The organism is Roseateles sp. P1_C1_2 (assembly GCF_056406535.1).
This window is the reverse complement of record NZ_JBFUAB010000015.1, coordinates 54,698-73,339: the sequence shown is the minus strand read 5'-3', so window position 1 is coordinate 73,339 and position 18,642 is coordinate 54,698. Positions and strand designations below refer to the sequence as shown.

Sequence of the window (18,642 nt, the reverse complement as noted above, 5' to 3'; positions counted from 1 at the left end):
GACACTCTAAATGACAGCCATGTATGCCTTGCTGGCTTTGGACCAGGGAACCTCTAGTTCGCGCGCTCTAGTTTTCGGCCGTGACGGCCGCCTGCTGGCTTCGGCCCAGCGCGAACTGCCCCAGCATTTCCCCCAGCCCGGCTGGGTGGAGCACGACGCCGAGGAGATCTGGACCCACCAGGTCGAATGCGCTCGCGAGGCTGTGGCCAAGGCCGCTGTGAAGGTCGCGGCCATCGGCATCACCAACCAGCGCGAGACCGTCGTGCTGTGGGACCGCAAGACGGGTGTGCCCCTGCACAAGGCCCTGGTCTGGCAGGATCGGCGCACGGCGGCCTTCTGCGAGCAGTTGAAGGGCCAGGGCCTGGAGCCGCGCGTGCGCGAGCTGACCGGCCTGGTGCTGGACCCGTATTTCTCGGCCACCAAGCTGCGCTGGCTGCTCGACAACGTACCCGGCGCACGCGAACGCGCGGTCCGTGGCGAGCTGGCCTTCGGCACCATCGACAGCTGGCTGCTGTGGAAATTGACCGACGGCAAGGTCCACGCCACCGACGCCAGCAATGCCTCGCGCACGCTGATCTACGACATCCACCGCGGCGACTGGAGCGACGAGTTATTGGCGGCCTTCGACATCCCGCGCAGCCTGCTGCCCGAGGTGAGGCCCTCGGCCGGCGTGTTCGGCCAGGCCGTCGAGTTCGGTGTCCCCATCGCCGGCATTGCGGGCGATCAGCAGGCGGCCCTGTTTGGCCAGGCGGCGCTGCAGCCCGGCCAGGCCAAGAACACCTATGGCACCGGCTGCTTCCTGCTGATGCACACCGGCACCCAGGCGCGCACGTCCACGCAAGGCCTCATCACGACGCGCGCCGCCCAGGTGGACGCCGCCGCGCAGTACGCGCTCGAAGGCAGCGTCTTTGTCGGCGGCGCCGTCGTGCAGTGGTTGCGCGACGGCTTGAAGGCCATCGGCGGCAGCGGCGAGGTGCAGGCGCTGGCCAGCAGCGTGGCGGATGCCGGTGGCGTCATGTTCGTGCCCGCCTTTGCGGGACTGGGCGCACCCTACTGGCGGCCGGATGCGCGTGGTGCGCTGCTGGGCCTGACTCGCGGCACGACGCAGGCGCATATCGCTCGCGCGGCGCTGGAGAGCATTGCCTTCCAGAGCGCGGCGGTGCTGACGGCGATGAATGCCGACGTGGATGCCGCGGATCGGCTGACTGAGTTGCGCGTCGACGGCGGCGCGAGTGCCAACGACTTGTTGATGCAGTTCCAGGCTGATTTGCTCGGCATTCCGGTACTGCGCCCCAAGGTCATCGAGACGACGGCACTCGGTGCGGCGCTGTTGGCCGGGCTGGGGACGGGTGTCTACGAGTCCACGGAACAGATCGGCGCCATCTGGCAACTGGACCGCGCCTTTGAGCCGCGCATGTCGCGTGATGAGGCGGGTGCAAGGCTGGCGGAGTGGGACAGGGCGGTGAGGCAGGTGTTGGCAGGATGATTCTTGCCTGGTCGATTTGCTGCGAACCACAACCGAATACGACGTTATGAGAAAGACATTCGGCCTCGATCAAGTCGCGTTCTGCGCTTCGGGCTCGAACATTGAGTACCGGGGCTCAGAAAGTGGCGGATTCACCGTGCTTTTGCACGGTGACGTAGGCTTTGTCAGGAAAACAGTGCGACTCAAGATTGAGTTCACCGGCGTCGCATCCATTCGGATCGGTGATCCGAATGACGGCCGCGCTGCTCAGAGCCAGCCGGTCTGCCTGATCCATCCGAGCCGCTGGAGAGAAGAGGCTCTCGATGACTACGTTCAGCAGTTTGGAACCAAACTGCTTCCCGCCGTCTCCGATATCCGGCATTTCCTAGTTCGAGGGCACGATGTGACGGTGAGCGTGCTGGCCCGCCGTGTGCTCATCACTGAGGCTCAATGACGCTCAAGCATCCACCGCCGTCGCCTGCCCCACCTCCTCCCAAGCCTTCAGATCCTTCAGCAACTGCTCGCTGTGCGCCCGCACCGCGTCAATCGCATCCGCACCCAGCTGCAATCGCAGCGGCGTGACCTCGGCCTTCAGCGCCGCATCGATGGCTGCTGCCGCCTTGTCCGGGTCTCCCGCCTGCGTCCCATCCATGCCCTTGGCAAAGCTGCGCGTGCCGCCAACGATCTCGTCGTAGGCCGCGAGCACCGGCATCTGGCGCAGCACGTCGGCGCCGGCAAAGCCGGTGCGGAAGGCGCCGGGCTCGACGATGAGGACCTTGATGCCGAAGGGCGCGACTTCCTGGGCCAGAGCTTCGGACAGGCCTTCCAGCGCGAACTTGGAGGCCGAGTAGGCGCCGAAGCCGCCGAAGGACATCTGGCCGCCCATGCTGGACAGGTTGACGATGGCGCCGCTGCGCTGTTCGCGCATGGCCGGCAGCACGGCGCGGGTCACGGCGACGGCGCCGAAGAAGTTGGTTTCCATCTGCGCACGCAGCTCGGCGTCGGGCGTCTCCTCGAAGGCGCCGACGATGCCGTAACCGGCGTTGTTGATCAGCACGTCGATGCGGCCGAAATGGGCCAGGGCGGCGGCCGTGGCGCGCTCGGCGTCGCCGGCGGCGGTCACGTCCAGCGGCAGCACGAGGACGCGGTCCGGCGCGCTGTCGGCCAGGGCGGCGAGGCGGGCCGGCTGGCGGGCCGTGGCGACGACGTTGTAGCCCTGGGCCAATGCGTATTTGGCGAAGGACAGGCCGAAGCCGGACGAGGCGCCGGTGATGAACCAGGTGGGGCGGGTGTTGGTGGCTGCGGTCATGGYGGGCTCCGTGGGGTGGTGGGTTGCGACGGAGTCCAGTGTCTTGAAACGATGTGATCGGATAAAGGCGTTCGAATCGCATGGGTCATGCGATATGGTTCATGAATGAACCGCGAACTGCTGGCCCATCTGCCCATCGTCGTTGCCGTGGCCGAGAAGCGCGGCTTTGCGGCGGCCGCCCAGGCGCTGGGCCTGAGCGCCTCAGCCGTCAGCCACGCGGTGCGGGTGGTGGAGGACAGCCTGGGTGAGCCGCTGTTCGCGCGCACGACGCGCAGCGTCTCTCTGACCGAAGCGGGCCAGCGCTTTCTTGCCAGCGTCGGGCCGGCGCTGGAGGACATCGGCGCCGCCGTTGAAGGGTTGAGCGCGGCGCGCGGCGAAGTGGGCGGCGTGCTGAAGCTCAATTCCTCGCGTGTGGCCTCACAGATGGTGCTGCCGGCCCTGCTGGCGCGGCTGGCTGTTGAGCACCCGCGGCTGACCGTGGAGGTGCATGACAACGACGCCCTCGTCGACATCGTCGCCCTGGGCTTTGACGCCGGCATCCGCCTGGGCGAGCAGGTGCAGCAGGACATGGTCAGCGTGCGCCTGACGCCGCCGTTCAAGGCCATCCTCGTGGCCTCGCCGGACTACCTCGCTCGCCGCGGCGCGCCGGCCCGTGTGGCCGAGCTGGCGGCGCACAACTGCATCGGTTTCCGGCTGCTGGCCGCCGGCAGCCTCTACGACTGGGAGCTGCGCGAGGCCGGCGACACGGTGGCCGTGCGCACGACGGGCAGTGCCGTCGTCACCGATGCCAGCTTCGCGCGCGACCTGGCCCTGGCCGGTGTCGGCATCGCCTACATCTTCGAGCCGCTGGTGCGCGAGGAATTGCGCGGCGGCCGGTTGGTGCAGCTGCTGCCCGAGTCGGCCTTCGAGGAGCCCGGCCTCTTCCTCTATTTCCCGCGGCGCGCGGCGCTGGCGCCCAAGCTGCGCGCCTTCATCGATGCTGCCCGCTCAGGCGGCGGTTGATTCGCTCGCTTCGCCGCTTTCCTGGGCCAGGAAGACGATCAGCACGATCCAGCCGATGAGGGGGATGAGGCCGATCAGCTGCCACCAGCCGCTGCGGCCGGTGTCGTGCAGGCGGCGCGAGGCGGCGGCCAGTTGGGGCAGCAGGGTGCCGAGCACGAAGATGATGGCCAGCCAGTGGCTGACGATGCTCAGCACCACGTTGCCGAGGAAGACGAACAGCACGAACCACCAGTACTCCGAGCGGCTGGCGCGGCCCGAGAAGTCGACGTATTTGTTGAAGCAGACTTTGATCGAATCCTGGAAGGTCATGACGGCCTCTCCCCGAGGTGGTGTTGAGTCGCCGGCATGCTAGGGCACCGGCTGGCCTTCCCCCACCCTCAGAAACCCAGGCTCTCGCCCAGGCCGGCCAGCGTCGCGAGGCCCAGCAGCGCAAAGATGACGGCGGCCACGGTGTGCACCAGCTTGACCGGCAGCTTCTGCGCCAGCTTGCCGCCGACCAGCACGGCGGGCACGTTCGCGACCATCATGCCCGCCGTCGTGCCGGCCACCACGCCGATGAAGTCGGCCGGAAAGCGCGCCGCCAGCGCCACGGTGGCGATCTGCGTCTTGTCGCCCATCTCGGCGAGAAAGAAGGCGATGACGGTCGTCACGAAGACACCGTGGCCGGGCTTGGGGGCGTCGTCTTCGTCGAGCTTGTCGGGGATCAGCATCCAGCCCGCCATGGCGAGGAAGGACAGGCCGAGGATCCAGCGCAATGCCAACGGGCTGATGAGGCCGGTCAGCCAGCTGCCCAGCGCACCGGCGGCGGCGTGGTTGAAGACGGTCGCGACAAAGATGCCCAGCACGATGGGCCACGGCCGGCGGAAGCGCGCCGCGAGCATGAAGGCGAGGAGCTGGGTCTTGTCGCCGATCTCGGCGAGGGCCACCAGGCCGGTGGCGATGAGGAAGGCTTGCATCGGGAGGGATTTTCTCCGGCGCTCCTGACATGCGCTGACAGCCAACCCGGCGCAGCATGCGGGCATTGCACTTCAGGAGACCTTCATGAACTTCGCCTACACCCTCGTCTACGTGCCGGACGTCGCCGCCTCCCTGGCCTTCTTCGACAAGGCCTTCGGCCTGAAAAAGCGCTTTCTGCATGAGAGCGGCGCCTACGGCGAGGTGGAGACCGGCGCGGCCGGCGCCAAGCTGGCCTTTGTCGACCATGCGACCGCCCGCGACAGCGTGCAGCATGACTATGTGGCTGCCGACGCCAGCCCACAGCCGCTGGGCATGGAGATCGGCTTCACGGTGACCGATGTGCAGGCCGCCTACGACAAGGCGGTGGCTGCCGGCGCGCGCGCCCTGGCCGCGCCTGTCACCAAGCCCTGGGGCCAGACGGTGGCCTATGTGCGCTGCCCGGACGGCACGCTGGTCGAACTCTGCACGGCCATGGGTTGATTCTTCCCCTTGACGGGGCGGCTGCGCCCCGGCGCGGCGCGCGCCGTGAAGAGCTGGTCCTGGGCCAGTGAGGCCAGCGGGGCACTGATGGCGCCCAGCGTGGCCAGTTCGGCTGCGTGGGTGGCACGCGCCTGGAAGGAGGCAATAAAGATGGCCATGATGAGGTTCGACGTCGTTGTCGGTGACACGTGTCTTCTGCAAGGGGCATGCCCGGTCCCGCACAATGACCGGTTATGCGCCGCGCCGACCGCCTTTTCCAGATCGTCCAGCTCATCCGCGGCCGCCGTCTCACGACGGCCGACTACCTCGCGAGTCGCCTCGAGGTGTCGATGCGCACCGTCTACCGCGACATCGCGGCCCTGGGCCAGCAGGGCGTGCCCATCGAGGGCGAGGCCGGTGTCGGCTACCGCATGCGGGCGGGTTTTGACCTGCCGCCGCTGATGTTCAGCAAGCAGGAAGCCCAGGCCCTGGTCGCGACGGTGCGCATGGCCGAGTCACGCCTGGATGCGGCGTTAGCTCGCCAGGCCGAGAACGCGCTCTCCAAGATCCTTGCCGTGCTGCCGCTGGATGCCCGCGCCGCTGCCGAGAGCCTGGCGCTCTACGCGCCACTGCCTGCGCTGGACCCGCAGACCAGCGCTCATCTGACGGCCATGCGCGAAGCCACCGAGTCAAGGCGCAAGCTCAAGGTCGGTTACCTCGACCTGGGTGGCGTCAAAAGCGAGCGCATCGTGCGGCCGCTGGCCTGTTTGTTCTGGGGCCCGGTGTGGACGCTGTCCGCCTGGTGCGAACTGCGCAACGACTTCCGCAGCTTCCGCGTCGACCGTGTCGAGACGCTGGAGGCGCTCGACACCTTCCGCGACGAGCCCGGCAAGACGCTGGCCGACATGAACCGCAAGCGCGAGGCGCAGGAGAGCGGTGGGGCGTGAGGGCCGGTCAGCCGGTCAACTGCGCAAGGCCGACAGGAACTCGTCGCTGTCGAAGCCTTCCTTCATGTGGTGCTCGCCGCGCGGACCGCGCACGACGAGGTAGGGCGTGCCTTCACCCTTCAAGGCGTGGAATTCGTCGACGCAGCGGCTGTCCAAGCTCATATTGCACTCGGTGAACGCGAAGCCGTAGCCGTTGAGCCAGGACCTGGCCTGTGTGCAATAGCCGCATTCAGTCGTCGAGTACATGACGACTTGTTCGGCACGCACCGACGCGGCCAGACGGCGCACGGCGGTCTCGTCCATGCCGGATTCGGCGTTCGATGAGCCCCACGATTTGTCCAGGTGGGCCTGATGGCCGGCATAGATGCCGACGACGATGGCCAGCACCGTAAGGATGACGCGCCAGGGCAGGCCTTGGCGGTCCTGGCTTGGGCGGCCGGCGCCGCGCAGGGCTGGCGTGGCGCTCGGCATGGCTGCGGCATTGGCCTTGGCGTACGCGACGCCGCAGGCCGGGCATTGCCAGGCGGGTACGGCGGCATCCGCAGGCCGCACATGCTGGCACTTGGGGCAAATGGTGTTTGCCATGTTGTTGTCCTCCCTCTGAGATCCGAACGGGGCGCATTCTGTGTCAGCGCTCCAGCCCACCCCTTCTTCAATCTTTCACCGTCGCCCCCTTGTCGGCCAGCAACTGACGCAGAACAGAGCGATGGCAGCGCGCCTCATCCTCGCAATAGCAACCGACCGAGAAGTTCGTCTGCGCCGACAGCGTGGCCAGCAGGCTCAGCGCATGCTGGGCCTCGGGCTCGGCCATCTCGGCGCGGTACTTCTTCGTGAAGGCGGTCCAGTCGGCCGCGCTCTCCACGGCCTGGCCCAGTTTCATCGTCTCGACGCTGGGCGCGAGATTGGGAAACCAGACGTCGTAGAAGTCGCGCGAGGCGAACTCGGCCTTGGGCACGCCGCGCGGCGGGCGGCGCACGGTGCCGATGCGCGTGCCCTCGCCTTCAGCGCGCGGGCTGCCGAGCCTGACGATGCGGATGGGCATGGCAATCTCCTCAGTCGGGGTTTTGCGGGCCGAGCGCCGGGCCGCTCCCTAGCCGGCCCGCCTTGGGCGATGTGCTCGCCGGTCGATCCGGCGAGCGTCGCCGTCCCCGCGGGGGCTGAGGCCGGACACGGCAAGTCCTGTGGACTTGCCGTGCCTGCCGAAGAGCAGCCGCTCTGTCGGCTGCGCGGCCTGCAAGGCCGGCCAAGGTACGCCTTGGACGAGGGGCCTCATTTTCTGCCCAGAACGCGGATGACCTCGTCTTCGGCGACCGGCTTGGTGATGAAGCCGTTCATGCCGGCGGCCAGGGCCTTCTCGCGCTCCTGGTCCAGCACGGCGGCCGTGAAGGCGTGGATGGGCAGGTGGGCCGTGGCGGGGTCGGCGCGCAGCAGTTCGGTCGCCTTCAGGCCGTCGACCTTGGGCATGTGCAGGTCCATCAGCACGCCGTCCAGGCGCTCGGCCTGCTCGCGCGCGATGCGCACCGCCTCTTCGCCGTCCTCGGCCTCGACGACCTCGGCACCCAGGCGCTGCAGCAGGGCCGCGATGATGAGGCGGTTGAYCGGGTTGTCCTCGGCGACGAGCAGGCGCTGGCCGGCCAGCGGGTAGCGTGGCGGCAGCGGGATGCGCTTGCGGGCCGCCGTGTCGTCGATGGTCAGGGCCGTGGGCAGCGCCAGCTCGGCCCAGAAGTTGGAGCCGGTGGCGCCGTCGCTCTGCACGCCGACGCGGCCTTCCATGCGCGTGGCCAGCTCGCGGCAGATGGACAGGCCCAGGCCGGTGCCGCCAAAGCGCCGCGTCGTCGAATCGTCGGCCTGGGCGAAGGGGCGGAAGAGGCGGCCCTGCAGGTCGGCCGGCACGCCGATGCCGCTGTCCGCGACGACGATGCGCACGCGGTCCTGCCCGGCGGCCGACAGCTTCAGGCGGATGTGGCCGCGTTCGGTGAACTTCAGCGCGTTGACGAGGAAGTTGGCCATGATCTGGCGCACCCGCAGCGGGTCGCCCATGACCAGGCGGGGCAGGCCGGGCGCGAGCTCGATCTGCATGTCCAGGCCGCGCTCCCGGCCCAGGGATGCGCAGCCCTCGAAGCTGGCCTGGGCCAGGGCGTGCAGGTCGAACTCGATCTTCTCCAGCTCGAGATGACCCGCCTCGATCTTGGACAGGTCCAGCACGTTGGAGACGATCTCGTTGAGTGCCTCGGCGGCGCCGACGAGGTGGGCCAGGTATTTGTCGCGGTGGGCGTCGTCGGGCGTGCCCTGCTGCAGCAGGCGCGCCAGGCCCAGCACGCCGTTCAGCGGCGTGCGGATCTCGTGGCTCATCGTCGCGAGGAAGGCGCTCTTGGCATGGCTGGCGGCTTCGGCCTGCTGCTTGGCGGCGCGCAGCTCACCCTCCTGCTGGCGGCGGGTCGTCACGTCCTCGGCCACCCACAGGGTCGCCTGCCCGGCGCGGTTGTCGGCGCGCCCGGCCAGCGTCGCCGGCAGGCCGCGGGCGTTGAACTGCACGGTGATGCGGCGGCCATCGGGGCGCAGGCAGTCGCGCTCGAAGGCCAGCGCCGAGCTGGCGATCTCGTGGGCCGCGGGCAGGCTGGGCGTCCCGGCCGCCAGCTGCGGCTGCGCGCCGCCGAAGATTTCCTGCCAGTGGCGATTGACGCGCGCGAAGCTTTCGCCGCGGGTCAGCGCGATGCCGACGCTGGCATGGTCGAGGATGGCGTCGGCCTCGATGCGGGCGCGCTCGCGCTCGGTGATGTCGCGGGCGATCAGCATGGTCGCCGGCTCGCCCTCCCAGTCCAGCGTCGCGGCCGACACGAGCACGTCGCGCCATTCGCCGTGCACGAGCAGGGCCGAGCGGAAGTCCCGCACCATGCCCGAGGCGGCCAGCTCGGCGGCGAGGCGCTTGGGTTCGCTGCTGTCGGGCCACAGGCCGAGCTCGCGGCCCGAGTGGCCCATCAGCTGGTCGCGGCTGAGGCCCACCAGCGCGCAGAAGCCCGAGTTGGCGAAGCGGATGCGGCCGTCCTCCATATGGGCCACGCAGATGGCGTCGGGGCTGGCGCGCAGCACGCGATCCAGCATATTGGCCGTGCGCTGGTGCTGCTGCAGCGCCAGGCGCTCGCCGGTGATGTTGTGGCTGACGCCGCGCCAGCCGATGTGCTCGCCGTCGGCGTCGAAGACCGGTTCGCCCGAGGTCAGCGCCCACAGGATGCGGCCGTCGGGCGTGCGAAAGGCGTTGATGCGGTCGCGGTAGGCGCGCTTGGCGCGAATGTCCTCGAGCAGGCCGGGGTAGTCGGCGTCGCGCACCAGCACGACGCCGCCGGGTTCGCCCATGCGCAGGAAGGCCTCGCGCTGGTGGCCTGACAGCGTTTCGAACTCGTCGGAGAGCATGGTCACGCGGAAATTGGCATCGGCTTCCCAGGCCCAGTTGTGCGCGGCCTGCACGAGGCGGGCCAGGCGGGCCTCCTCGCTGATGGCGCGCGCCAGCGCGGCGCCGAGGATGCGGTTGAGCAGCAGGGCCGAGGCCAGGCCGCTGATGGCAATGAGGAAGTGCGCAACGAGGCGGTCCACCAGCTGCGGCTGCCTGGGTGAGCTCATGCCCATCAGCAGGCCCTGGGCTTCCATCGTGGCGAGCACGCCGATGGCGGCGAGGTAGAGCACGGCCAGCACCGCCGCGGCCGCATTGCCGGCCACGCCACCGCCCAGCGCGATGACGAGGGCGCCGGCGGCCAGGATGACGGTGTGCACGCCCAGGCCGATATGGGCCGCGTGGGCCACCAGCGCGAGCAGCGTGCCGCCGAGGACGATGGTTGTTGCCAGCTTGGCGCGGCCGGCGCGGCACAGCAGCCAGCCGATGGCGCTGACGCTCAGCAGGGCGAGGCCGACGACGAGGCGCTGGCTGCCCCACAGCGCCCGCAGGCCGAGGGCGGTCTCGCTGATGCCGATCAGCGCAGCCACGCCGCCGACGACGCCGACGATCCAGATCAGCGTGCGCGCCGCCATCTGCTGCAGCGCGGTGCGGGTGTCGTGGGAGTCAGTCGGCACTGAAACCATTGCGTGCGTGCGTGCCGTCGCAGAAAGGCTTGGTCTGGCTGCCGCCGCAGCGGCACAGCCGCGCCTGCGTCACGCGGCAGACCATGCGGCCGGTGCCGGCCAGCACCTCGAGGTTGCCGCGCAGCTGCAGCGGGCCGTTGGGCTCGGGCTCGATGGTGATGGCGCCGTCGCGCACGGCCGGCATGTCGGTGGACAGGCCCAGCATGCCGGTCTCCGGCTCGCCGGTGGCGGCGAAGTGGATGTCGTGATGGCTGCCGTCGCAGAAGGGCTTGTTCTTGCTCGCGCCGCAGCGGCACAGCGTGGCGCGCGTGCCGATGGACTGGCCGCGCAGCGACAGCGCGCCGCGGATGGCATAGGGCCCGGACTCGCGCACCGACAGCAGGTTGACCGGCGGCGCGGCCTCGTCGCTCTCGCCGTCCTTGCGGCGGTACTGGATGGCGCCCGACGGGCAGGCATGGGCGATGTCGACGAGGCGCTCGACCGGCATCGCGTCGGGGTGCAGCCAGGGCCCCTGCACATTGGCGAGAAAGACCTTGGGCGCGCCGGTCACGCAGAAGCGCGCGTGGATGCAGCGCCCGGCCTCGAAGCGCAGCTCCAGCTTCTCGCCCTGCACGACCTCGATGCCGTCGACGACCTCGGTGGGCGGCGCCGGTGGCGTCGGTGGCGGCGGTGCGGCCACGGCTTGCGCGGTCGGCGCTGGTGCCGGGGCGTTCAAGTCCATGCCGCGCTCGGCGCGCTCGCGCAGGGTTTGCAACTGTCGCGCGGCGCGGCCGGTGCGCTCGGCGCCGAGCTCGGCGTGCAGGGCGGCGCCGGCGTCGGCCAACTGGGCCAGGCGCTCGATGAAGAAACGCCGCGCCGAGGGCCCCGGCGGCAGTGCGGCGGCGTCGCGCAGGGCCGTGAAGCTGGCGCCGGCATGGCAGCCCGGGTTGCTGGGGCCGGCAGGCAGGCGGGCGGCATGCTCGGCCAGCGGCGTGAAGGCACGCATCAGGCCCAGGCCGAGGTCGATGCACAGGCTCTTCTCGGCCGAGGGGCCGGGCAGCAGATAGGCCTGGGCCAGCAGGCGCAGCATCAGGCCGTAGCTGGCGTTGGCGATGTCCACCGTGGTGGCGGCGGCCGGGTTCTCCAGCCACACCCGGCCCTCGGGCCGCGGCGGGCGGCGCAGCACCGGGTTGGTGGCGGCCGGCCAGGCGGGTTCGAAGCCCGGGTTGGCCTTGCGCAGTGCGGCCAACTCCTCGCGGATGGCGGCGAAGCGGTGGTAGTGGGAGGTGTCGCTGTCGCTGGGCGCGCCCTCGCCCTGGCGCACGATGGCGTCAAACGCCGCCAGCGCCGTCTTGCTGCACAGCACATGGCGGGCGCCGCCGAGGTTGAGCTCGTTGGGGCCGAGCTGCAGCCAGCGGTCGCCGCAGAAGGCCTTGCCCTCGCCGTGCAGGGCGACGAAAGCCGCCAGGTCCTGGCTGAGCTGCAGGTAGAAGTGGCCTACGGTCTCGTAGTCGCAGGCCATGGGCGTGACGCGCGGCACTGTCGAGCCGCGGACGAACAGGCGCTCGGCGGCAAAGCCCTCGCCGTCTTCCTCGGCACTGCCCTCGGGGCGCTCCAGAAAGATGAAATGCTGCAACGTCGCGTCGTTGAAGGGCGCCAGCTTGACGACGACGCGGGCCGGCAGATTGCCCGGGTCCAGCGGGAAGTTGCCGCGGCCGATGCGCGGCGCACCGCCCAGGGCCGCCGTGATGTTCCAGACCGCGACGAGATGGCCCATCTCCTCGACGGCGACGGCGGTGATCTCGCGCCGCCAGCGCTCGACCGCCTCGGCTTCGGCGGCGCCCAGCCCCTCGGCCTCGCCCTGCTTGAGGCTGAAGGCCGCATAGAGATAGGTGCACATCAGGTTGTGCTCCAACTCGGCGGCCTCGTAGAGGCAATGCAGCAGTTGCTCGCGACTCGGCGCCGCGGCCTGGGTGGGAGTCGTCATGAAAAGCGCGTCCTAAGAGCTGGCTCGGGCTGGCCGCGCGCGACATTAGCACGCGGCGTGCGGGCCGAGCGCCGGGCCGCTCCCTAGCCGGCCCGCGTCGGCGATGTGCTTGCGGCTCGATGCCGCAAGCATCGTCGTCCCCTCGGGGGACCGACCAGGCCTGCCCGCGTTCAGCGTGGCATGGCTGGGCGAGGGGCTGTTTGAAGCCAGGCCAGCGGGTCGAAGCGCGCGGCCGGTGCTTCCACCCAGCGGTGGAAGGGCACGGCCAGGCTGTTGGCCAGCAGCCAGGTGGCCGCCAACAGCAGCAGGCCCATGGCCGGCGTTGCATCGCTGAGATGGGCCATCAGCGCGTTGGTCAGCAGCAGCACCGGGAAGTGCAGCAGGAACAGGGCATAGGACTGTGTCGAGCCGCGCGCCAGCGCGGCGGTGCAGGCGGCGGGCAGCAGTGACCGGCCTGCGGCGTGGCGCGCCTCGGCCCAGGCCAGCCACAGCGCCGTCAGCAGGGCCAGCGCCAGGCGGTCGCGCCAGTCCAGCATCAGCGCGGCGGCCATGGCCACGGCCAGCAGCATCAGGCCGGCGCGGCGGTGGCGCCACAGGCCCAGCCAGTGCACCAGCGCGCCCAGGCCATAGGCCGCGAAGAAATACGGCGCCCAGGCGTCCAGCACGGGTTGGCGGTTGAAGACAAAGGCCGAGGCCAGCGCGACGCCGGCGACCAGCAGCGGGCCGACGACGAGGCGGCTCGGGTGCCGCCAGCCGCGCCGCGCCAGCCACAGCAGGCCGACGAGCAGCGCGAACAGCTGCAGGTCGATGGCCACATACCAGGCGCCCACCGTCAGGGCCTCGTAGCCGAGCACGTCATGCAGCAGCAGCGCGTGGGCGAAGAGCTGGCCCAGGCTGATGTCGGTCGGCACCAGTTCGGGCCAGGACGAGGCGATCAGGCCGCAGGCGCCCAGCGTCAGCGCCAGCGCCGCGAGAAAGGGCAGCACCAGGCGCAGATAGCGCCGCCACAGCAGTTCGGGCACGGCGGCCTGCAGGGCCTTGCCCTGCGGCGACAGGCCGCGCGCGCTGAGGTAGCCGCCGACGACGAGGAAGATCTGCACCGCCATGCGGCCGTACTGGTGCATGGCGCCGGCCAGCCACGGCAAAGCCTCGTGAGCGGCACGGGCGATGGGACCGTAGCTGACGAGGTGATGCAGCACGATGACCTGAGCGGCGAGGGCCTTCAGGACGTCGATATGCGGCAGGCGGCGGGAAGTCGTGGACATGGAGCGCAAAAAGAACGGGCCTGCGCGGTGGCAGGCCCGTTGTTTCGGACATGTGAAATTGTACCGGGAGCTTCCTGGGGAAATCCCGGTGGCGTTTCAGGTCGTCACGAGTCGGCCCTTGTTATTTGCAACTGCACGTCAGCCGAAGACACGGCGCAGCCAGGCGCGCAGCCGTCGCAGGCGGCCCGATGGCGGGGCGGCGGGTGCCGCTGCCGCCGCGGCGGGCGGGTGCCGCTCGACCAGCGCCGCCTGGAAGCGGGCGAAGAAATCCTCGGCCAGTTTCTGGGACGCGGCGTCGACAAGACGCGAGCCGATCTGGGCGAGCTTGCCGCCCACGCTGGCCGTCACGTCATAGCTCAGCAGCGTCTCTTGCGGTGCGAGGGCCTGCAACTGCACGAGAGCCTGCCCCTTGCCGTGGCCGGCCACGCCGCCCGAGCCCTCGAAGCTGAGGCGGTAGCTCTGCGGCGGGGCCAGCTCGGACATCTGCAGCTTGCCCTTGAACCTGGCCTTGAGCGGCCCGACGGACACGGCCACAGCCAAGTCGAAGGCGTTGTCGCCCATTGGCGTGAGGGCTTCGCAACCGGGCAGGGCCGCCTGCAGCAGGGTGGTGTCGTTCAGCGCGGCCCAGGCCTGGGCCTGGGAGACGGGCAGGTGCTGCTGGCCGGCGAGGTTCATGCGCCGATTCTGGCGCCCGGAGCGCAAAAAGACACGGCCCGCCGAGGGGTGTCGGCGGGCCGTGCGTGGGAGGCCGGGGGGGGGCGGCTGCTTACTTGCCGGTGACGGTCAGCTGGTTGTCAACCGACTTCACGCCGTCCACCGCCTTGGCAATGCTCTCGGCGCGGTCCTTCTCGGCCTGCGTGGAGACCTTGCCGGTCAGTTCGACCCAGCCGTTGGCATCGGTCTCGACGTGCACCTTGGCGAGCGACGAGATCTTGCTGGTGGCGAGCTGGGCCTTGATCTTGGTGGTCACGACCGAGTCCTTGACCCAGGTCTTGGCCGTGCCGGCGGGCTTGTCGTCCGCAAAGCTGGCCAGCGGCACCACGAGGGCGCCAACGACAACGAGGGAAGCGAGTTTGGAAATCTTCATGGCTGGGGTTCCTTTCATCGGAAGCGGCAACACCCGATGCGCACCGCTGAAACCGAAATCTAAGCACCGGGCCGGTCACGGCGGGGCAGACGGCGCGCTGCCTTCCTGTAGGACGGTGGCTAGCGCAGCAAGGCATCCAGCAGCTGGTTGATGCTGTCGAGGTTGTGGATCGGCAGATGCCGGCTGACCTGTGGCAACAGCGCTCGCACGCCGGCCGCACGCGGCTCGAAGCCATCGAAGCGCAGCAGCGGGTTCAGCCAGATCAGCTCGCGGCAGCACAGGCGCAGCCGCTCGGCCTCGGTACTCAGCCGGGAGCCGTCCTGCGCGTCGCGCTCCAGCCCGTCCGTGACGAGCAGCACCGTGGCCGCACCACCGGCCAGCACGCGCCGCGCCCAGTCGCGATTGAAGGCATGCAGGCTCTGGCTGATGTGCGTGCCGCCGGCCCAGTCCGGCACGGCGGCGGACACGGCGGCCAGCGCGGCATCGGGGTCGCGGGCCTGGAGCTGGCGGGTGATGCGCGTCAGCCGGGTGCCGAAGACAAAGGCCTCGACGACGGGGCGCTGATGCAGGCCGGGGCCGGGGTTGAGCAGGCCCTGGGCCAGGTGCAGCAGCACGCGCGAGTAGCGCCCCATCGAGCCCGAGATGTCGGCCAGCAGCACCAGGGGCGTCGAGCGGCGGCGGGCCTGTTCACGCGATGGCAGCGCGATGTCGCGACGCGCTTCGGCACGCAGCGTCACGCGCCAGGCGACGCGGCCCTGTCGCGAGGCGGTGTGGCGCCGCGTCAGCTGCTGCGCGAGGCGCGGCTGCAGCGCGGCGAGGGCCCGGCGCGCGGCGTCCCATTCGGTGGCCGTCATGGTGTCGAAATCGCGCCGCTGCAGCAGCTCGCGGTTGCCGGCGTCCAGGCGCGCCTCGATGTCGACCTGCTCGGTGCGCGGCGCCGTGGTGAGCGGGGCAGGGAACAGCGCGTCGGCCAGGCGCCGGTTCTCCGGCGGCGGTGGCGTGGACATGCGGCCCTCGGCCTGCGGCAGCAGCAGGCTCATGATGCGGCCGAGCAGGTCGGGGTCACGCCAGAAGACATGAAAAGCCTGGTCGAACAGCGGGCGGTGCTCGGGCCGGTCGACGAGACAGGTGGCCAGCGTGGCCTTGAAGTCGGCGCGCGAGGCCAGGCCGCCGGCCTCGAGGGCCTGGGCTGCCAGCAGCAGCCGGTCCGTGCCGACGGGCAGGCCGGCGGTGCGCAGCACACGGCCGAAGTGCAGCAGGTTCTCCGCCAGGTGGTCCACGGCTCAGGCCTGTGCGGTGGCTCGCATTTCCGCCAACAACCGCGCCGCCTCGCTGCCCTGCACGCGGGCGATGTCGTCCTGGTATTTGAGCAGCACGCCCAGCGTCGACTGCACGGTGGCAGGGTCGAGGCTGACGGCATTCAACTCGATGAGGGCGCGCGACCAGTCCAGCGTCTCGGCCAGGCCGGGCAGCTTGTAGAGGTCGAGCTGGCGCAGACCCTGCACGAAGGCGACGACCTGCGCCGCGAGCCGCCGCTCGATCTGCGGCAGGCGCGCGTTGACGATGGCCAGCTCGCGCGCGGCGTCGGGGAAGTCCACCCAGTGGTAGAGGCAGCGGCGTTTGACGGCGTCGTGGATCTCGCGGCTGCGGTTGCTCGTGAGGATGACCAGCGGCGGCGTGGCGGCGCTGATCGTGCCGAGCTCGGGGATGGTGATCTGGAAGTCGGCCAGGAACTCCAGCAGGAAGGCCTCGAAGGGCGCGTCGGCGCGGTCCAGCTCGTCGATGAGGAGGACCGGGGCGGGCTGGGTCGTCAAGGCCTGCAGCAACGGGCGTTCGATGAGAAAGCGCCGGGAGAACAGTTCGTCGGCCGTGCGCTCGCGCTCGTGCGCCTGCGCGAGGCGGATCTCCAGCATCTGCCGCGCATAGTTCCATTCGTAGGCCGCGGCGGCCAGGTCCAGGCCCTCGTAGCACTGCAGGCGGATCAGCGGCCGCTTCAGGGCCGCCGCCAGCGCGGCCGCGATGGCCGTCTTGCCGGTGCCTGGGGCGCCTTCCAGCAGCAGGGGGCGCGACAGTCGCAGCGCCAGGAAGGCGGCCGTGGCCAATTCGCGCGAGGGCAGATAGGCCTGGGCTTGCAGGGCCTCGGCGATGGCATCGATGCTGGCCGTTGGCTGATTCATGTCGGCAGCGCCCTGGTGAATCGCGGTGCCGGGAGTATCGGCGTGTCCCGCCCCAAGTGCAGGATCTCGGGGCCCACGCGCCCCAGCGGCTATTTGGGCTTCAGCATGCTGTCGGTCCACTCGCGGGACATCTGCGTGAAGGATTCTTCGGTCGTCAGCTCGCGGCCACAGGCATTGACGCGCCAGGTCAGCTTGACCTCCTTGTCAGCGCCCAGGGACTTGTCGGGCACGTCCTCTTCGACCCGGCTCAGGTCCAGCACGCGGATGCGCCCGCATGGCTGACCGGTCTGGCGCAGCACATCAGCGCTGACCGTGCGCATCGATCCGGCGAGCGAGGCCGGCGTTGAGCTGCCGTTCTTGGCCATCAGCGCCTTGAACGCCGGCTCATCCACGTTCTCGAACTGAGGCTGGCTGCTTGCTTCGATGAGCTGGACGCGCGGTACGTATTCGTCATCGATTCGCATGGCCGCCAGCGACTTGTCCACATCTGTCGACAGGCAGGCCAGGATGGAGGTGATGCCGCGAAGGGTGGCGTAGGCCTTCAGGCCACCCGCGTTCAGCCGCTGGGCGAGAACCGCATTCTCGACCCTGAATTCGGCAACGAGTCGCGAGTCGTCGACGATCTTGTCAACGGCACAGTTGCATACCGATTGGCTGTCGACTGCGCGTCCCGCGAATGCTGCCTGGATATCGCGGTTCCCCGTCAAGTCCTTGATAAGGACGGGGCATGCCTGCGCTATCACACCCGCCCACTGACCGAGCATGGGAGGGAGGTCCGGCGCGGCACAGATCGGAATGGGCACCAGCAGGCTCGCCGCCAGGATGATCGATTTCGACATCATGAACTTCACGCTCCCTGCGGCTTCTTATGGTCGGGCGGCAGTGTGGTCGACCCGTCGGAATCACGCATCCCCGCGAACCCTGAAGCGCGCCGGCGCGCCTAGGCTGCGACTGGTTACATCGGCACTGGAAGGATGGCGGGGCGGGCGGCGTTGTCGGGTTGAAAGGGTCACTGTGACCCACAGAACCTGGAGCCCTGATGAACAACCTCAAGCCCATCCTCGTCGCCACCGCCCTGCTGCTGGCCGGCACTGCCAAGGCTGACGAGCCGGCGCCCAACGCCGACAAGCGCGCGTTGAACCTCGCCGTGCAACGCGACGGCCAGCGCAACCAGAGCGCGGCGGCGGCCATCAGCCTGCCGGTGGGCGACAGCGCCTGGGTGCAGGCCGGCGTCGGCCAGTCGCGCAGCCGCGATGCGGCCAGCGGCCTCACCTACCGCCCCAGGCAGGCGGCCGTCGGCGGCGGCGTGGCGGGCAAGGCCTGGCAGGCCAGCGTCAATGCCAGCCAGCGACGCGACGGCGCGGCCCTGCGCCAGACCGACGTGGCGGCGGCGCTGGACTGGAAGCCGACGGCAGACGCCAATATCGGCGTTGACGCTACCCGGCGCACCGCACGCGCCCACGCCAGCGTCGCCGGCGCGCCGGTCGAGCAGCGCGTCAAGGGCCACGGCCTGGGCCTGCACGGCGCCGTCGCGGTGACGCCGCGCCTGACGGTCTATGGCGCCAGCCTGCGCAACCGCTACGCGACCCGCACGACGCAGGCGACGAACAGCGGCGGCCTGCTGGACGGCGTGCCGCTGATCGGCAATCGCGTCTCGGCCGTCAACCGCGACGAGGCGGCCCTGGACCGCAGCCATCAGCTCGGCGCGACCTGGCGCGTCAACGAGCGCGTGGCGCTGAACGGCGAGGTGCAGCAGGACCGCGTGCATGACGGCGGCAGCCTGCGCAGCGTGCAGATGAAGGCCGCCATCGCCGCGGGTGCCGGCTGGACCCTCACGCCCGGCATCGGCCGCAGCCGCGGGCCGCAGGGCGGAGGCGTGAATTACGGGTTGCTGGGGGCCAGCTACGCCTGGTGAAGCACTTAAGCTGACGGCT

At 70.1% G+C, this 18,642-nt stretch carries 20 protein-coding genes; 6 read left to right on the top strand and 14 right to left on the bottom strand.

Annotation, left to right across the window (positions count from 1 at the left end):
• Positions 1–19 precede the first annotated feature (19 nt).
• Together glpK and AC1D2H_RS16095 are read left to right on the top strand one after the other, a co-directional pair.
• Positions 20–1,486, top strand: coding sequence for a glycerol kinase GlpK (gene glpK, locus AC1D2H_RS16100; RefSeq protein WP_478011658.1), 1,467 nt, complete (start codon positions 20–22; stop codon positions 1,484–1,486).
• Between the two features lie 46 nt (positions 1,487–1,532).
• The gene (locus AC1D2H_RS16095; RefSeq protein ID WP_478011657.1) at positions 1,533–1,919 is read left to right on the top strand and encodes a hypothetical protein; all 387 of its coding nucleotides are present in this window, start codon (positions 1,533–1,535) and stop codon (positions 1,917–1,919) included.
• A gap of 3 nt (positions 1,920–1,922) precedes the next feature.
• Here AC1D2H_RS16095 and AC1D2H_RS16090 read toward each other — a convergent pair whose 3' ends face one another.
• Positions 1,923–2,774, bottom strand: coding sequence for an oxidoreductase (locus AC1D2H_RS16090; protein WP_478011656.1), 852 nt, complete (start codon positions 2,772–2,774; stop codon positions 1,923–1,925).
• A 105-nt stretch (positions 2,775–2,879) separates the two neighbouring features.
• Between AC1D2H_RS16090 and AC1D2H_RS16085 the strand changes: the two genes are divergently transcribed.
• A complete protein-coding gene (locus AC1D2H_RS16085) occupies positions 2,880–3,776 on the top strand; it encodes a LysR family transcriptional regulator (protein ID WP_478011655.1) in 897 nt (298 codons plus the stop codon).
• Here the strand turns inward: AC1D2H_RS16085 and AC1D2H_RS16080 are convergent.
• Together AC1D2H_RS16080 and AC1D2H_RS16075 are read right to left on the bottom strand one after the other, a co-directional pair.
• The gene (locus AC1D2H_RS16080; protein WP_477931167.1) at positions 3,762–4,085 is read right to left on the bottom strand and encodes a DUF805 domain-containing protein; all 324 of its coding nucleotides are present in this window, start codon (positions 4,083–4,085) and stop codon (positions 3,762–3,764) included. The two genes, AC1D2H_RS16085 and AC1D2H_RS16080, sit on opposite strands and share 15 nt — an antisense overlap.
• Positions 4,086–4,153: 68 nt before the next feature.
• Positions 4,154–4,732 carry a TMEM165/GDT1 family protein gene (locus AC1D2H_RS16075; protein WP_477931165.1) on the bottom strand — a complete coding sequence of 193 codons (579 nt, stop codon included), beginning with the start codon at positions 4,730–4,732 and terminating at the stop codon, positions 4,154–4,156.
• A gap of 85 nt (positions 4,733–4,817) precedes the next feature.
• On the opposite strand from AC1D2H_RS16075, the gene AC1D2H_RS16070 reads away from it, so the two are divergent.
• Positions 4,818–5,213, top strand: coding sequence for a VOC family protein (locus tag AC1D2H_RS16070; protein ID WP_477931163.1), 396 nt, complete (start codon positions 4,818–4,820; stop codon positions 5,211–5,213).
• Here AC1D2H_RS16070 and AC1D2H_RS16065 read toward each other — a convergent pair.
• Complete coding sequence (locus AC1D2H_RS16065) at positions 5,159–5,371, bottom strand: hypothetical protein (protein ID WP_477931161.1); 213 nt, start codon at positions 5,369–5,371, stop codon at positions 5,159–5,161. The genes AC1D2H_RS16070 and AC1D2H_RS16065 overlap by 55 nt on opposite strands.
• Before the next feature lie 75 nt (positions 5,372–5,446).
• Between AC1D2H_RS16065 and AC1D2H_RS16060 the strand changes: the two genes are divergently transcribed.
• Entirely contained in the window at positions 5,447–6,139 is a 693-nt protein-coding gene (locus tag AC1D2H_RS16060) for a helix-turn-helix transcriptional regulator (protein ID WP_477931159.1), read from the top strand.
• A gap of 15 nt (positions 6,140–6,154) precedes the next feature.
• Here the strand turns inward: AC1D2H_RS16060 and AC1D2H_RS16055 are convergent, their stop codons facing one another.
• The 10 genes from AC1D2H_RS16055 to AC1D2H_RS16010 form a co-directional block, all read right to left on the bottom strand.
• A complete protein-coding gene (locus AC1D2H_RS16055) occupies positions 6,155–6,724 on the bottom strand; it encodes a glutaredoxin family protein (RefSeq protein ID WP_478011654.1) in 570 nt (189 codons plus the stop codon).
• A 67-nt stretch (positions 6,725–6,791) separates the two neighbouring features.
• Positions 6,792–7,181: a DUF488 domain-containing protein gene (locus AC1D2H_RS16050; RefSeq protein WP_478011653.1), complete on the bottom strand. Its 390-nt coding sequence runs from the start codon at positions 7,179–7,181 to the stop codon at positions 6,792–6,794.
• A 227-nt stretch (positions 7,182–7,408) separates the two neighbouring features.
• Complete coding sequence (locus AC1D2H_RS16045) at positions 7,409–10,204, bottom strand: PAS domain S-box protein (protein WP_478011652.1); 2,796 nt, start codon at positions 10,202–10,204, stop codon at positions 7,409–7,411.
• On the bottom strand, positions 10,194–12,179 hold the full coding sequence (locus AC1D2H_RS16040; protein WP_478011651.1) for a ferritin-like domain-containing protein: 1,986 nt from the start codon (positions 12,177–12,179) through the stop codon (positions 10,194–10,196). Before AC1D2H_RS16040 ends, AC1D2H_RS16045 begins: the two co-directional genes overlap by 11 nt.
• A gap of 170 nt (positions 12,180–12,349) precedes the next feature.
• Positions 12,350–13,444, bottom strand: coding sequence for an acyltransferase family protein (locus tag AC1D2H_RS16035; RefSeq protein ID WP_478011650.1), 1,095 nt, complete (start codon positions 13,442–13,444; stop codon positions 12,350–12,352).
• A gap of 138 nt (positions 13,445–13,582) precedes the next feature.
• Positions 13,583–14,119, bottom strand: coding sequence for a CoxG family protein (locus AC1D2H_RS16030; RefSeq protein ID WP_478011649.1), 537 nt, complete (start codon positions 14,117–14,119; stop codon positions 13,583–13,585).
• A gap of 91 nt (positions 14,120–14,210) precedes the next feature.
• Positions 14,211–14,531, bottom strand: coding sequence for a BON domain-containing protein (locus tag AC1D2H_RS16025; protein ID WP_477931149.1), 321 nt, complete (start codon positions 14,529–14,531; stop codon positions 14,211–14,213).
• Between the two features lie 119 nt (positions 14,532–14,650).
• Complete coding sequence (locus AC1D2H_RS16020; RefSeq protein WP_477931147.1) at positions 14,651–15,811, bottom strand: vWA domain-containing protein; 1,161 nt, start codon at positions 15,809–15,811, stop codon at positions 14,651–14,653.
• Positions 15,812–15,814: 3 nt separating this feature from the next.
• Positions 15,815–16,708: an AAA family ATPase gene (locus tag AC1D2H_RS16015; RefSeq protein WP_477931145.1), complete on the bottom strand. Its 894-nt coding sequence runs from the start codon at positions 16,706–16,708 to the stop codon at positions 15,815–15,817.
• A gap of 89 nt (positions 16,709–16,797) precedes the next feature.
• On the bottom strand, positions 16,798–17,559 hold the full coding sequence (locus tag AC1D2H_RS16010; protein ID WP_478011648.1) for a hypothetical protein: 762 nt from the start codon (positions 17,557–17,559) through the stop codon (positions 16,798–16,800).
• Between the two features lie 188 nt (positions 17,560–17,747).
• On the opposite strand from AC1D2H_RS16010, the gene AC1D2H_RS16005 reads away from it, so the two are divergent.
• Positions 17,748–18,623: a hypothetical protein gene (locus AC1D2H_RS16005; RefSeq protein ID WP_478011647.1), complete on the top strand. Its 876-nt coding sequence runs from the start codon at positions 17,748–17,750 to the stop codon at positions 18,621–18,623.
• Positions 18,624–18,642: the final 19 nt, after the last annotated feature.